Origin of the sequence: Micromonospora sp. NPDC049107 (assembly GCF_040648595.1) — a bacterium.
Lineage (GTDB): Bacteria > Actinomycetota > Actinomycetes > Mycobacteriales > Micromonosporaceae > Micromonospora.
In genome coordinates this window covers 187,834-201,359 of the sequence record NZ_JBEZEC010000002.1, presented here as the reverse complement: position 1 = coordinate 201,359, position 13,526 = coordinate 187,834, and the positions used below count along the sequence as shown (strand labels likewise).

Below are 13,526 nucleotides of genomic sequence, written 5' to 3'. Positions count from 1 at the left end.
TCCTCGATCAGGTACGACGGTCCAGGGCGATCACCACGATCGCCGGCAGTACGAGTAGCAACAGCACGATCAACGCGACCCGCAGCGCCAGATCGTCGACGAACGTCCAGATCAGAATCATCGCCGCCCCGGTGAGCAGCACGATCGCCGCGCGCTCACCCCGCGAGTGCCGGGCCAGTCGGCCCGAACGACCCCGCCGGACCTGTGGCGTCAACCGGCGCAGAACCGCGCGGCGGCGCTGCCGACGGGCCACCCGGCGCTGCCGGACCGCCCGCTCCCGCGCCTGCTCCGCCTCACGTTCCGCCCGCCGGCGGGCCCGCTCGCGGCTCACCGCGACGCCCGCTGGGCGAACGCCGGGCGGCGTCGACGCTCAGTCACCGGCGGGCAGCGTGGCGAGCCAGTTGCGCAGCAGCGCGGCACCGGTGTCGGCGGACTTCTCCGGGTGGAACTGCGCCGCCGACAGCGGCCCACGCTCCACCGCCGCCACGAAGTCGGTGTCGTGGTGGGCCGTGGTCACCAGCGCGCCCGCGCCCGCCAACGCCGCCGGCTCGCCCATCGCGTACGAGTGCACGAAGTAGAAGCGGCTCTGCGCCGGCAACCCGGCGAACAGCACCGAGCCGCGGGGCGCGCGGACCGTGTTCCAGCCCATGTGCGGCAGGCGGTGCGCCGCCAACCGGGTCACCCCGCCGGGCAGCAGCCCGAGGCCCTTCGTCACGACCCCGTGCTCCTCGCCGTACTCGAAGAGCACCTGCATGCCCACGCAGATGCCGAGCACCGGCCGGCCCGCCGCCACCCGCTCCGCGATCACCGGGCCCGCGCCGAGCGCCTCGATACCCGCCATGCACGCGGCGTACGCGCCCACCCCCGGCACCACGAGACCATCGGCGGCAGCCGCCGCGGCCAGGTCGTCGGTCACCCGGACGCTCGCGCCGGCCGCTTCGAGGGCCCGCTCCGCCGAGCGCAGGTTGCCCGAGCCGTAGTCGAGCACCACCACGTCGGCGGTCACGACCCCGACTCCGGGATCAGCCGCAGCACCCCGGCGGCCGTGGCGAGCAGCGCCAGCAGCGCGGTCACCACGACGGCGCCGCGCGGAGCGCCCTGCCGGTGCAGCGACCACGCCCCACCCACCAGCACTCCGGCGAGAATCAACAGCAACGTCGGCAACGCGGCACCCATCAGAGCCACCTTCCATTCGCGACTGCGGGGCTCCGCTGCGCTGCGCTCCTCGCGCTCATCAGAGAGCACCCTTCGTGCTCGGGATCGCGCCCGCCGCCCGCGGGTCGATCGCGGTGGCCTCGCGCAGCGCCCGGGAGACCGCCTTGAACTGGGCCTCCACCACGTGGTGCGCGTCCGGGTGCCCACCGGGACGCGCCGCCCGCAGCACGTCGACGTGCAGGGTCACCCGGGCCGCCTGGCCGAACGACTCCCAGATGTGCCGGGTCATGCTCGTCGCGTAGACCGGCCCGATGTACGGCGCGAGCAGCGGCTCGTCGTGCACCACGTACGGGCGGCCGGACAGGTCCACCGCGGCCCGGACCAGCACCTCGTCCATCGGGACGGTCGCCGACCCGTACCGCCGGATGCCGGCCTTGTCGCCCAGCGCCTGATCGAACGCGGCGCCCAGCGCGAGAGCTGTGTCCTCCATCGTGTGGTGCGCGTCGATCTCCAGGTCGCCCACCGTGCGGACGGTCAGGTCGTAGCCGCCGTGCCGGGCGATCTGGTGGAGCATGTGGTCGTAGAAGCCCACGCCGGTGCTGATCTCGGCGGCGCCGGTGCCGTCGAGGTCGATCTCGACGAGGACCTTGGTCTCCTTGGTGATCCGCTCCACCCGGGCGGTCCGGCTCATCACAGGGTCTCCATCGCAGTCAGAAAAGCATCGGTCTCGGCCGGCGTGCCGGCGGTCACCCGTAGCCAGCCGGGCAGGCCGACGTCACGGACCAGCACCCCCTGCTCCAGCAGGGCGTGCCAGACGGTGGCCTGGTCGCCGCCGACCTCGAACAGCACGAAGTTGGCGTCACTGTCGGCCACCCGCAGCCCGCGAGCGCGCAGCGTCGCCACGATCCGGTCCCGCTGTGCCATCACGGCGGCCACCGTACCGAGCAGGGCGTCGCGGTGGGTCAGCGCCGCGCGGGCGGCGGCCTGGGTCAGCGCGGACAGGTGGTAGGGCAGGCGGACGAGCTGCACCGCCTGCACCACGGCCGGGTCGGCGGCCAGGTAACCCAGCCGGCCCCCGGCGAAGCCGAAGGCCTTGCTCATCGTGCGGGTCACCACGAGCCGCGGGTGGCCGGGCAGCACCGCGAGGGCGCTGACCCTGCCGGGCCGGGCGAACTCGGCGTACGCCTCGTCGACGACCACCATGCCGGGCGCGACGTCGAGCACGGCCGCGACGACCGCCGGGTCGAGAGCGGTGCCGGTCGGGTTGTTGGGTGAGCAGAGGAAGACCACGTCGGGCCGGTGCTCGCGGACCTGGGCGGCCGCCTCGTCGGCGGTCAACCCGAAGTCGACGCCGCGCCGCGCCGGCACCCACCGGGTGCCGGTGCCGAGGGACAGCAGCGGGTGCATCGAGTACGACGGGACGAAGCCCAGCGCGCTGCGCCCCGGCCCACCGAACGCCTGAAGGATCTGCTGCTGGATCTCGTTGGAGCCGTTCGCCGCCCAGACGTGCTCGACGGTGAGCCCGTGCCCCAGGTATTCGGCCAGGTCGGCGCGCAGCGCCACCGCGTCCCGGTCCGGGTAGCGGTTCAGGTCACGCAGCTCGGCGGCGAGCGCCTTGCCGATGGCGTCCACCACCGACTCGGGCACCGGGTAGGAGTTCTCATTGGTGTTGAGCCGCACCGCCACGTCGAGCTGGGGTGCCCCGTACGGCGACAGGCCACGCAGGTCGTCGCGGATCGGCAGATCGTCGAGGCCGCTCACGCCGACTCCTGCGGAAACCGGGCCTGGACGGCCTGGCCGTGCGCCGGCAGGTCCTCCACGGTCGCCAGGGTCACCACGTGCGGCGCCACGTCACGCAGCGCGGCCTCGGTGTACTCGATCAGGTGCACCCCGCGCAGGAAGGACTGCACCGACAGTCCCGAGGAGTGCCGGGCGCAGCCGCCGGTGGGCAGCACGTGGTTGGAGCCGGCGCAGTAGTCGCCGAGTGACACCGGCGACCACGCGCCCACGAAGATCGCCCCGGCGTTGCGGACGCGCAGCGCCCACTCCCGCGCGTCGACCGTCTGGATCTCCAGGTGCTCGGCCGCGTACGCGTCGACCACCCGCAGCCCCGCCTCAAGGTCGTCGACCAGGACCACGCCGCTCTGCTCGCCGGTCAACGCCGTGGTCACCCGCTCGGCGTGCTTGGTGGCCGGTACCTGCCGGGCCAGCTCGGCCTCGACCGCGTCGACGAGCGCCAGCGACGGGGTGACGAGCACGCTCGCCGCGAGCGGGTCGTGCTCGGCCTGGCTGATCAGGTCGGCGGCGACGTGCGCCGGGTCGGCGGTGTCGTCGGCCAGGATGGCGATCTCGGTCGGACCGGCCTCGGCGTCGATGCCGACCACACCGCGCAGCAGCCGCTTGGCGGCCGTCACCCAGATGTTGCCGGGGCCGGTGACCAGGTCGACGGGCTCGCAGCGCAGCTCACCAGCCGGGTCGACGGCGGAGCCGTACGCCAGCATCGCGACCGCCTGGGCGCCGCCGACCGCGTACACCTCGTCGACGCCGAGCAGCGCGCACGCGGCGAGCACCCGGGCGTCGGGCAGGCCGCCGTTGTCCTTCTGCGGCGGGCTGACCACCACCAGCGAACGCACTCCGGCCGCCTGGGCCGGCACCACGTTCATCACCACCGTCGACGGGTACATGGCCAGGCCGCCGGGGACGTAGAGGCCGACCCGGTCGACGGGCAGCCACCGTTCGGTGACCGTGCCGCCGGGCACCACCTGGGTGACGTGGTCGGTACGCCGCTGGTCGGCGTGCACCCTGCGGGCCCGACTGATCGACTCCAGCAGCGCCTCGCGCACCGCCGGGTCGAGCACCCCCTCGGCCTCGGCGATCGCCTCGACGGGCACCCGCAGCACCTCCGGCGAGATGCCGTCGAACCGCTCGCTGGCCTCCCGGATCGCCGGGTACCCATGCTTGCGGACCGCCTCCACCAGCGGGCGGATCCGCTCGACGGCAACGGACACGTCGAGCTGGGCACGGGGCAGCAGACGGCGCGGGTCACCGAGACCGTCGCGCAGGTCGATCCGATTCAGCACCCTTGCGAGTCTAGGCGGCCCGCCCGTCGCCCACCCGGGCCGTCCGGTCGGCGGGACGGTGAGCCGGGCCACGCCGTCGCGGACGGGATTGGTTAGGCTCGACGGCGTGACCGCACGGCTGCCGGTGTTCCCGCTCGCAACGGTGCTCTTTCCCGGGTTGGTGCTGCCACTGCACATCTTCGAGGAGCGCTACCGGGCCCTGGTCCGGCACCTCGTCGACCTGCCCGAGGGCGCGCCGCGCGAGTTCGGCGTGGTGGCCATCCAGGCCGGCTGGGAGGTGGCCCCCACCGGGCCCGGCGCCCGCGCCGGCAACGGGGTCGGCGACGTCACCCTGCACGAGGTGGGCTGCACCGCCGAGCTGCGCCAGGTCACCGAGCTGGCCGACGGCGGCTTCGACATCGTCACGGTCGGCCGACGTCGATTCCGGATCGCCGACGTCGACGACGACACCGCGCCGTACCTGACGGCCGCGGTGGAATGGCTGCCCGAGGCCAGCGGGCCGGACGAGGTGGCCGACCTGCTGGCCGCCCGCGTGATCGCGGTGTTCCGGCAGTACCTGAGCCTGATCCGGCCCGACCCGGAGGAGATCTCCGAGCAGCTTCCGGAGGATCCGACGGTGTTGTCGCACCTGGTGGCGGCCACCGCCGCCCTGACCGTCGACGACCGGCAGCGGCTGCTCGCCATCGACGACACCGCCGCCCGGCTGCGCGCCGAGCTGCGGCTGCTCAACCGCGAGGCGGCTCTGCTGCGCCAGGTGCGGGCGGTTCCGGTGTCGTTGTCGGAGCTGGCGTCCCCGCCGACACCCAACTGAACGACGCCGGGTCGGGCTCCGGGCGCAGCGACGGCCACCGCGACCAGCCGGCCAGCAGGGTGTACGTGACGGCGGCACCGAAGGCCGGCAGCAGCAGGTTGCCGTGCGGCACCGGCAGCACGTGCCCGAGCCAGTCGATCCCGCCGGCCCGCAGGTCGGCGGGTTTGGTGAAGGCCTGCCCCGCCGGGGCGCTCGCCAACAGCCGGTCGAACGTCGCCAGCCCGACCCGACGCCCCACCTGCCAGGCCACCGGGGCCGCGGCGAGGGCGCCCAGCACCGCGCCGAGCAGTCCGACCGGGCCGCGTCGCCGACGCAGCAGGAACCACAGGGCCAGCGCGGCGAGCACGCCGAACGCCAGCCCGAGCAGGCTGAACCAGCCGTCGGCGGCGATCGGCTGCTCCGGCTGGGGCTCGGCGTAGATCGCCCCCTCGGCGGTCTTGAGCACCGGGGTGTCCGGCGCGAACGCCGCCCAGAGCAGCCCGAGCGGCGCACCCAGCACGGCCAGGGCGAGCGCCGCGCCGAGCACCGTCGCCACCGCCCGCACCGGCCGGCGCGGCTCGTCGGGGGTCAGCTCCACCCCGCTCGGGTACGCCGTCACGGCGGCACTCCCGTCGGGAACCGACCCGAACGCCGACCCGGCGGGCGGGGCGGACTCGCTCGGCGGCGGCACGGCCGACGGTCGGGGTGGCGCGGGGCGGTCGTCGGAGATGTCCGCGTGCCGCTCAGGGTCGGGGTTGTCCGGGCTCACCCGATGATCCTCTCAGGCCGCGCGACGGGCCGGGGCGCCGGTGGCGGCGAACCAGCTCACCGGGCGAACGGCTCCGCCATGGCCGCGGCGGCGCGCAGCCACGCCTGGCGGGTCTCCGGCTGGAGCTGGTGATACTCGATCGACGAGCCGGTCTCCAACGCCGGGTCGTACGGCACCACGGCCACCGCGCGGGTACGCGTGGCGAAGTGCCGTTCCAGGTCGTCCTGTAGTGCCGAGCGCCCGGGGGTGGGGCAGGAGATGAGGGTGATCGCGTTGTCGGCCAGCTCGCCCATCCCCTCCTCGTGCAACAGGTCGAGCATCCAGTCGGCGCTGAACGCCGCGTCCTCGCGGGGCACGGTGGTGACCACCAGTTGGTCGGCGGCGTGCATCACGGTGCGCCAGTTGGGGCTCTCCACGTTGTTGCCGGTGTCCACGCAGATCACGTCGTGCGTGCGCCGCAGCAGCTCGAGCACCCGCTTGACGGTGAACTGGTCGAGCCGCTGGGCGAAACGGGGGCTCTCCTCGCCGGCCAGCACGTCGTACGAGCCGTCGGAGGCGTGTCGCAGGTAGTCGTCCAGCCGCTCCAGCAGGGTCGCGCCCTCCAGGATCTCGATCTGGGCGAGGTCGCTGACCAGGTGTCGGATGGTGCGGGCGTGCCGGGCGCTGCCGGCCCGCAACCCGAGGGTGCCCCGCAGTTCGTTGTCGTCCCAGGCCAGTACGCCCCGCCCCCGCACGCTGCCGACGGTGGCGGCGGCGAGCACGGTGGCGGTGGTCTTGTGCACCCCGCCCTTGGGGTTGGCGAACGCGAACACCCGGGGCGTGCCCAGGTCGCGGCGGAGCACCCCGGTGGCGCGCTCGGACTCCTGGTCGACGCCCTGCGGGCGCCACTCGACCCGGGCCGGGTAGCCGCGCTCGGCGAGGGCCGAGCCGGGCGGGGTGACCACCGCGACCGGCGGCGGCGCGACCGGCGGGGCGGGGGGTGGAACGACCGGCGGTGGCGCGATCGGGGGGGCGGGTGTCACCGGCGGCGCGGGCGCCGGGTAGCCGGTCTCCGGCTGGTAACCGGTCTCCAGCAGCGCGTAGCGGGACTCGCCGACGGGATTGCCCGGCCGGTAGCCGTTGTCCAGGATGGCGTAGCGCGATTCCGGCTCGGCGCGGCGCGGCGGCTCGGGCTCCGCCTGGTAACCCGGCTCCACCTGGTAACCCGGCTCGGCCCGGTAGGTCGGCTCGGCCCGGTAGCCGGGCTCGGCGCGGTACGTCGGATCGGCACGGTAGTCCGGCTCGGACCGGTACCCGGGCTCCGCGCGGTACGCGGGCTCGGCACGGTAGTCCGGCTCGGACCGGTACGCCGGCTCGGCGCGGTAGTCCGGCTCCGAGCGGTACGCCGGCTCGGCACGGTAGTCCGGCTCCGAGCGGTATCCCGGTTCGGCCCGGTAGGCGGGGTCGACCCGGTACGTCCCCTCGGCCCGGTAACCGGGCTCCTGGCCGTACGACAGATCGGCCGGATGCCCGATGGCCGACGCGCGCCCCGCGTAGCCGTTGGGGGCCGCGCGTCGCGGCAGTGGGTCCGGGGCCGCCTCGTCGGCACGGCGCTCGGGCTCGGGCTGCTCCGCCGCCCGACCGCCCAGCCGGGCACGGTCGAGCAACGCCCGCCACCTCGGCGCTGGTTCGGCCGGCCGGCCCCAGCCGGTCTCACTGCCCTCCACGGCCCGCCCTCCCAGCGCCATCGATCTCTGCCTGACAGGCTACGAACCAAACCCTATTCGGACCACTCCTGTGGGCGCACGCCGCCCGGCGTAGATCACGGCGGGGAGGTTGCCAGCAACCCGGCGTCGGTCGCGTCCGGGGAGGTGGTGAGCGCCGGCGGGGCAGGCGCGGTGGACTGCGCCGGGGTCGGCTCGGGTGACGCAATCGTTACGAGCGGTGCGGGTTCCGACGATTCGCCCATCGGCACCGGCGGCATCGGCGTGCTCGACGCCGACCCGGCGCTCGGGCGCGGCGTCGACGACGGACTCGGCCCGGTGTCGGCCGGCGGGCGGACCACGTCGCGCTGCTCGGGCAGCGGCGGCGTGAAGACCGTACGGTCGAGCCGGTACACCTCGGGCGCCGGATCGACGGCCCGCACGTCCGGGCGGGCGGCCACCCGGCGCAGCGCCTCCGGCGCGGCCCGCACCACCGCCGCGTAGACGCAGGCGCAGCCGGCCCGGTACGCCCGAGCCTCGGCGCCGGCCACGTCCGCGTCGACGGCGTACCGCTCCCGCAGCTCGCGCTCGGCGACGCCGTCGCCGCGCACCGCGGCGGCCCGCGCCCGGTAGTCGGCGGCCTCGCCGTCCTTGCGGGCGGCCACGCGTTCCATCTGGGCGACCACGTCGTCGGGCACCCGCAGGGCCGGGATGCGGACGATCTCGGTCTGCCGACCGGGCAACGGGACCCGCCCGAAGACGGCCGAGACCGACACGTCGCCGAGGACCGTGGCCAGGCGCTGTGGCGGCAGGTACGTGCCGAGCGTGACCAACGCGTACGTCCCGTCCCCGGTGGCCGGCGCGGTCGGACCCAACGCGGCCAGGTCGGCCGCCGCGGAGCTGAGGTAGCCCGGCACGGAGTCGCCGTCGGCCACCCCGACGCGGGTCACCTCGCCCACCGTCGGGTCGCTGACCGGTGCGTCGTCGACGGCCCAGACGGCCGTGCCCAGCACCGCCGCCGCGGAGAGCACCGCGGCCCAGCTGAGCACGCCGGACCGCGTCGGGGTGTCACCGAGACGGGCCACCGCCCGGGTCAACGGCGGCAGCAGCCGTTGGTCCAGCTGCCGCAGCAGGTCGCCGGCGCGCACGGGCGGGATCCCCTCGTCGGATCGATGTCGGGTGGTCGCCGCTCAGTCACGCAGGATCTCAAGCGCACGTTCCAGATCGTCAGGGTAGTCGCTGACGAACCGGACCTCGTCCCCCGAACGGGGATGCAAAAAGCTCAGTTCGCGGGCGTGCAGCCACTGACGGGCCAGGCCGAGACGGGCCGAGAGGGTGGGGTCGGCGCCGTACGTGAGGTCACCCACGCAGGGGTGCCGCAGGGTGGAGAAGTGCACCCGGATCTGGTGGGTCCGGCCGGTCTCCAACCGGACGTCGACCAGGCTGGCGGCCGGGAACGCCTCGAGAGTGTCGTAGTGGGTGATGCTCGGCTTACCGCCGGACACCACGGCCCAGCGGTAGTCGTGGGTGGGGTGCCGGTCGATCGGCGCGTCGACGGTGCCCCGCAACGGGTCCAGGTGGCCCTGCACCACGGCGTGGTAGCCCTTGTCGACCTCGCGGTACTTGAAGGCCCGCTTCAACGCGGTGTACGCCTGCTCGCTCTTGGCCACCACCATGATCCCGGTGGTGCCCACGTCGAGGCGGTGCACCACGCCCTGGCGCTCGGCGGCGCCGCTGGTGGAGATGCGGTGGCCGATCGCGGCGAGCGCGCCGATCACCGTCGGGCCGGTCCATCCCGGGCTGGGATGCGCGGCCACCCCGACGGGCTTGTCCACCACGACGATGTCGTCGTCGGCGTACACGACGCGCAGGCCCGGGACCGCCTGCGGCACCACGGTCGGCGGCGCGACCGGAGCGGGCAGCGTGACGTCCAGCCAGGAGCCGGCCTTGACCTTGTGGGAGTTGGGTCGGGCGGCGCCGTCGACGAGGGCGTCGCCCGCGTCGACGAGGGCCGCCGCGGCGGTCCGGGAGAGACCGAAGAGCCGGGACACCGCCTGGTCCAGGCGCATGCCGTCGAGACCGTCGGGTACGGGCAGGGAACGGTGGTCGCCGCCAGCGGCGAAGGCGGAGGTCATGCCCGCTCCCGCTGCTCGGCGTCGGCGGTGGCGTTCGCGTCGCCGCTGGCGCCGTCACCGCCGGCCCGCCGGCCGTCGCGCTGCCGACCGGTCAGCTCGAGCAGCACGGCCAGCACCACGCCACAGACGAGCGAGCTGTCCGCCAGGTTGAACACCGGAAAGTACTCGCCGTACGGCCCGAAGACGCTGATCATGTCGACCACGTGCCCGTGGAAGGGCGCGGGCGCCCGGAAGATCCGGTCCATGAGGTTGCCCAGCGCGCCGCCGAGCACCAGGCCGAGGGAGATCGCCCACGGCAGCGAGCGCAGCCGCAGCGCCATCCAGACGATCCAGCCGACCACGCCGATGGTGATCAGCGGGAACACCCAGGTGTAGTCCGCCCCGATGCTCCACGCGGCGCCACTGTTGCGGGTCAGGCTCAGGTAGACCAGCCCGCCCAGGATCCGGACCGGCTCGCGGTCGGTGAGGCCGGCCAGGGCGAGGTGTTTGGTCACCAGGTCGGCCAGCAGGGCCACCAGGGCCACTGCGGCGAGGATCGCGACAGCCCGGGGACGGGCCCTGCCGCCGTCCGGGTCGGTGCGGCCGGGTTCGGCGGGCGGTGCTGCGGTCATGCGCTCCCCATCGAGGTGTCTCGGCGGTGATCGCTCACCGTCTCGTCGCAGACGGGGACCGGGCTTTCAGCGCCGCTCCTCCAACTGCTTGCACGTCACACACAGGGTGGCCGACGGGAAGGCGGCGAGGCGCTCGACCGGGATCGGGTTGCCGCACCGCTCGCACCAGCCGTAACCACCCTCGTCGAGGCGCTCCAGGGCGCGCTCGACCTGCGTGATCCGTTCCAGAATGCTGTTGGCGAGAGAGATCTCCTGCTCCCGCTCGAAGGTCTTGGTGCCGGTGTCGGCCTGGTCGTCCCCGGCCGAGTCCGTCAACCGCTCGCGCTGCAGCTCGGTGATCTCGCTCAGCGTCTGATCGTACTCGGCGCGAAGCTCGTCCCGGCGCGCCGCCAGCGCCGCCCGGATCTTCTCGGTCTCCGCCGCGCTGCGGGTGGCCTTGGCCACCGGCTTGCGGCCGGCGGTCCTGGTGTCGGCTGGCTTCGCCATGGGTCGCTCCCTCGGCCGGGGAGCCGCGCGGTCGCGGCACCTGGTCAGGGGGCGCCGACGAAGGCGTCCCCTGAGTACGAAAAGGGGCGCACGGCGACAATGGCCGCGCACTCCCGAGGTTGGCAAGAATACGGAACGTACAGGCGTCCGACAACGTGGCGCACCGTCGCACCGCTCAACTGCCCCTAGCCCTGCCTAACTGGGGCAAAGGGAACGCTAGCAGATCAACCGACCGCTTCATCTCCGTACTCGCCAAACCATCGGGCCAGCCGACCCCGTCGGCTGACGGCCCGCAGCCGCCGTTCGGCGGCGTCGCGTACCCCACCGGCGGCGACGATCAGCAGGCTGTCGCCGGTCTTCAGCCGGGTGTCCGGGCCGGGCACGAAACCCACCCCGTCGCGCAGCACCAGGGTCACCGAGGCGCCCAGCGGCAACCGCAGCTCGTCGACGTGCACGCCGGCCAGCCGGGAGCCCGGCGGCACCTCCAGTTGCAACAGGTCGGCGCGCATCCGCTCGAGCGGCGCCGTCTCCACGTGGATCTCGGCGGCCTCCGCCGGCGCGGTGGTCCCCAGCCGGCGGGCGAGCGGACCGAGCGTGCCGGTCTGCACCAGCGTGAAGATCACCACCAGCACGAAGACCGCGTCGAAGAGGCGTTCCGCGCCCGGCACCCGTTGCGAGAGCGGGATGGTGGCCAGCACGATCGGCACCGCCCCGCGCAGTCCGGCCCAGGACAGGAACGCCTGCTCCCGAAGGCCGACCCGGAACGGCAACGCCGAGACCGCCACCGACAGCGGCCGGGCCAGCAGCACCAGCGCCAGACCGGCGACCACCGCCGGCAGCACCGCGGCGTCCAACCGGCCGGGCGCGACCAGCAGGCCGAGCAGCACGAACAGGCCGATCTGCGCGAGCCAGGCCAGCCCGTCGGCGAAGCCGAGGATCGCCTGTCGGTGCGGCAGGCGGGCGTTGCCCAGCAGCACCCCCGCCACATATACGGCGAGGAAGCCCGAGGCGTGCAGCACGGCGCCGGCGGCGTACGCCAGGACGGTGATCCCCACCGCCGCGATCGGGTACAGGCCGGCCGAGGGCAGCGCCGCCCGGCGCAGCGCCCAGGTGCCGGCGAGGCCAGCGCCCACACCGACGGCCGCGCCGACGCCCAGCTCGTAACAGACCAGCGCGACCTCGTACCACCACGGGTGCGCCCAACCCTCGTGGGACAACAGCACCACCAGCAGCACCACCGGGGCGTCGTTCATGCCCGACTCGGCCTCGAGGGTGGCCACCAGCCGGGGTGGCAACCGCAGCCGCCGCAGGGTGGCGAACACCGCCGCCGCGTCGGTGGAGGAGAGCACCGCGCCGTAGAGCAGCGCCAACCGCCAGTCCAGGCCCAGCAGCAGGTGTACGGCGACGCCGACCACCACGATGCTCACGACCACGCCGACCGTGGAGAGCGCGGACGCCAGCGCGAGCACCGGACGCAGCGTGCTCCACCGTGCGGTGAGGCCGCCCTCGGCGATGATCACGATCAGCGCGCAGAAGCCGAGGGTCCGGGTCAGGTCGACGTCGTCGAAGCGGATACCGAGCCCGGCCTCGCCGATGGCCACGCCGAGCGCCAGGTAGACCAACAGGCTGGGCACCCCGAGGCGGGTCGAGAGCCGGACCGCGCCAACCGCCACCAGCAGCACGGCCGCGCCGAGCAACAGCGCGATGTCCAGGCCGGGCGTCACGGTCGCCGGGCCCGGGCGATCCTCACCCCGCGGCTCCGTCGCGCAGTCGGCGCAGCACGTCGGGCAGCTCGGGGGTGGGCCGGTCGACGAGGAAGAGCTTGTCCCGGCTGGTCGCGCCGGTCCGCAGCGACACCGCCGCCGGCCGGACGCCGAGCGCGGCGGCGAGGGCGCGGCGGGCCGCCTCGGTCGCCCGACCGTCCACCGCCGGAGCGTGGACGGCGATCACCAGGGAGGGGCCGTGCGGGCCGTCGAAGCGACCACCGACGGCATCGCGGGAGGCGCCCGGCTTCACCCGTACCGCAACGGTGAGCGCGTCCTGCGGGGGCACCGGCACCGCTTTTCAGAACGGCCGGGCGTCGATGAGCAGGGCGGTGGCCGGCGCGCACGCCGCGCACGGCGTGAAGCCCAGCTCGACCGCCTCGGCGACGGGAAGCGTCTCCGGGGTCCGGCCGATCAGGTGCGGGCACGCGGCCAGGTGGTAGCGGGGCCGTCCGTCCACCACCTCGACGGAGTCGGGCAGCCGGGAGATCCGGGCCGCCTCGGCGGGGGTGACCGGTTGCTCCGCGGGCTCGTCGGCCAGCGGGTCGGCGGTCACGGCGTCGGCCCGGTACGCCTCGTCGGCGCGGGCCACGAACGGGGACGCCGGGCTGACGGGCGAGGTGTGTGCACCGCCGTCGGCCGCCGCGTCGGGCTCGTACGGCGAGGCCACGTCATACGCCGGCTCGGGGTCGGACGGCGGCTCGGGTGGTTGCCGCCACCCGGTGCCGCCGTCGCCGACCGTCGAAGGTACGTGCTGGACCGGCACATCCGGCTCGGCCAGCGGTGGCCCGTACGCGGCACCCGGCTCGGCCCGGCTGGCCGTGCGGAATGCCCCGCGGTCCCGCGGGCCGGCCCGGCCGGGATCCGCCGAGGCGCGGTTGGCGGCTGCCTGGCGGGCGCCCACCACCAGCGCCACGGCGGCCAGCAGACTGGCCGCGATGGAGATGGTCAACAGAGTGCTGGAGCCACCGGCCAGGCCGAACACCAGCAGCACCACGGCGACGAGGATGAGCAGGAGACTCGCGACTATCACGGCTCACCCCTGCCGCGTCGTA

16 protein-coding genes are annotated in these 13,526 nt (G+C 74.6%); 1 reads left to right on the top strand and 15 read right to left on the bottom strand.

Going from position 1 to position 13,526, the window contains the following annotated elements; all coding sequences use genetic code 11:
• Positions 1–7 precede the first annotated feature (7 nt).
• The 6 genes from AB0B55_RS06100 to hisD are packed head-to-tail and all read right to left on the bottom strand — an operon-like array spanning position 8 to position 4,235.
• Entirely contained in the window at positions 8–331 is a 324-nt protein-coding gene (locus AB0B55_RS06100) for a hypothetical protein (RefSeq protein WP_357127008.1), read from the bottom strand.
• A gap of 39 nt (positions 332–370) precedes the next feature.
• Positions 371–1,006, bottom strand: a complete 636-nt coding sequence (gene hisH, locus AB0B55_RS06095) for an imidazole glycerol phosphate synthase subunit HisH (RefSeq protein WP_357170727.1) — start codon at positions 1,004–1,006, stop codon at positions 371–373.
• Entirely contained in the window at positions 1,003–1,176 is a 174-nt protein-coding gene (locus AB0B55_RS06090) for a hypothetical protein (RefSeq protein ID WP_266244462.1), read from the bottom strand. Before AB0B55_RS06090 ends, hisH begins: the two co-directional genes overlap by 4 nt.
• A 58-nt stretch (positions 1,177–1,234) precedes the next feature.
• Complete coding sequence (gene hisB, locus AB0B55_RS06085) at positions 1,235–1,846, bottom strand: imidazoleglycerol-phosphate dehydratase HisB (protein ID WP_355049484.1); 612 nt, start codon at positions 1,844–1,846, stop codon at positions 1,235–1,237.
• Entirely contained in the window at positions 1,846–2,916 is a 1,071-nt protein-coding gene (locus AB0B55_RS06080) for a histidinol-phosphate transaminase (RefSeq protein WP_357170725.1), read from the bottom strand. The genes hisB and AB0B55_RS06080 overlap by 1 nt, the downstream gene beginning before the upstream one ends.
• A complete protein-coding gene (hisD, locus tag AB0B55_RS06075; protein ID WP_357170722.1) occupies positions 2,913–4,235 on the bottom strand; it encodes a histidinol dehydrogenase in 1,323 nt (440 codons plus the stop codon). Before hisD ends, AB0B55_RS06080 begins: the two co-directional genes overlap by 4 nt.
• 106 nt (positions 4,236–4,341) lie before the next feature.
• Between hisD and AB0B55_RS06070 the strand changes: the two genes are divergently transcribed.
• Complete coding sequence (locus tag AB0B55_RS06070) at positions 4,342–5,046, top strand: LON peptidase substrate-binding domain-containing protein (protein ID WP_357126994.1); 705 nt, start codon at positions 4,342–4,344, stop codon at positions 5,044–5,046.
• On the opposite strand, the gene AB0B55_RS06065 is transcribed toward AB0B55_RS06070, so the two are convergent.
• From AB0B55_RS06065 to AB0B55_RS06025, 9 genes are all read right to left on the bottom strand, one after another.
• A complete protein-coding gene (locus AB0B55_RS06065) occupies positions 4,961–5,755 on the bottom strand; it encodes a DUF2567 domain-containing protein (protein WP_357171215.1) in 795 nt (264 codons plus the stop codon). The genes AB0B55_RS06070 and AB0B55_RS06065 overlap by 86 nt on opposite strands.
• Before the next feature lie 95 nt (positions 5,756–5,850).
• Positions 5,851–7,521 carry an AAA family ATPase gene (locus tag AB0B55_RS06060; protein ID WP_357126991.1) on the bottom strand — a complete coding sequence of 557 codons (1,671 nt, stop codon included), beginning with the start codon at positions 7,519–7,521 and terminating at the stop codon, positions 5,851–5,853.
• Between the two features lie 74 nt (positions 7,522–7,595).
• Positions 7,596–8,624, bottom strand: a complete 1,029-nt coding sequence (locus AB0B55_RS06055) for a hypothetical protein (protein ID WP_357170720.1) — start codon at positions 8,622–8,624, stop codon at positions 7,596–7,598.
• Positions 8,625–8,666: 42 nt separating this feature from the next.
• Positions 8,667–9,611 (bottom strand): RluA family pseudouridine synthase, encoded by a 945-nt coding sequence (locus AB0B55_RS06050; RefSeq protein ID WP_355049478.1) that lies wholly within the window; start codon positions 9,609–9,611, stop codon positions 8,667–8,669.
• Positions 9,608–10,222 (bottom strand): signal peptidase II, encoded by a 615-nt coding sequence (lspA, locus tag AB0B55_RS06045; RefSeq protein WP_357170718.1) that lies wholly within the window; start codon positions 10,220–10,222, stop codon positions 9,608–9,610. The genes AB0B55_RS06050 and lspA overlap by 4 nt, the downstream gene beginning before the upstream one ends.
• Positions 10,223–10,288: 66 nt before the next feature.
• Complete coding sequence (locus AB0B55_RS06040) at positions 10,289–10,708, bottom strand: TraR/DksA C4-type zinc finger protein (RefSeq protein WP_355049476.1); 420 nt, start codon at positions 10,706–10,708, stop codon at positions 10,289–10,291.
• Between the two features lie 224 nt (positions 10,709–10,932).
• Positions 10,933–12,432 carry a potassium/proton antiporter gene (locus AB0B55_RS06035; RefSeq protein WP_357170716.1) on the bottom strand — a complete coding sequence of 500 codons (1,500 nt, stop codon included), beginning with the start codon at positions 12,430–12,432 and terminating at the stop codon, positions 10,933–10,935.
• 22 nt (positions 12,433–12,454) lie between these two features.
• Positions 12,455–12,766: a DUF167 domain-containing protein gene (locus AB0B55_RS06030; protein ID WP_357126977.1), complete on the bottom strand. Its 312-nt coding sequence runs from the start codon at positions 12,764–12,766 to the stop codon at positions 12,455–12,457.
• A gap of 6 nt (positions 12,767–12,772) precedes the next feature.
• Entirely contained in the window at positions 12,773–13,504 is a 732-nt protein-coding gene (locus AB0B55_RS06025; RefSeq protein WP_357126974.1) for a hypothetical protein, read from the bottom strand.
• Positions 13,505–13,526: the final 22 nt, after the last annotated feature.

What these genes read in the sequence shown, in the direction of transcription:
- AB0B55_RS06090 (WP_266244462.1), bottom strand. Translation starts at nt 1,176, where the DNA reads ATGGGTGCCGCGTTGCCGACGTTGCTGTTGATTCTCGCCGGAGTGCTG.
- hisB (WP_355049484.1), bottom strand. Translation starts at nt 1,846, where the DNA reads ATGAGCCGGACCGCCCGGGTGGAGCGGATCACCAAGGAGACCAAGGTC.
- AB0B55_RS06060 (WP_357126991.1), bottom strand. Translation starts at nt 7,521, where the DNA reads ATGGCGCTGGGAGGGCGGGCCGTGGAGGGCAGTGAGACCGGCTGGGGC.
- AB0B55_RS06050 (WP_355049478.1), bottom strand. Translation starts at nt 9,611, where the DNA reads ATGACCTCCGCCTTCGCCGCTGGCGGCGACCACCGTTCCCTGCCCGTA.
- lspA (WP_357170718.1), bottom strand. Translation starts at nt 10,222, where the DNA reads ATGACCGCAGCACCGCCCGCCGAACCCGGCCGCACCGACCCGGACGGC.
- AB0B55_RS06040 (WP_355049476.1), bottom strand. Translation starts at nt 10,708, where the DNA reads ATGGCGAAGCCAGCCGACACCAGGACCGCCGGCCGCAAGCCGGTGGCC.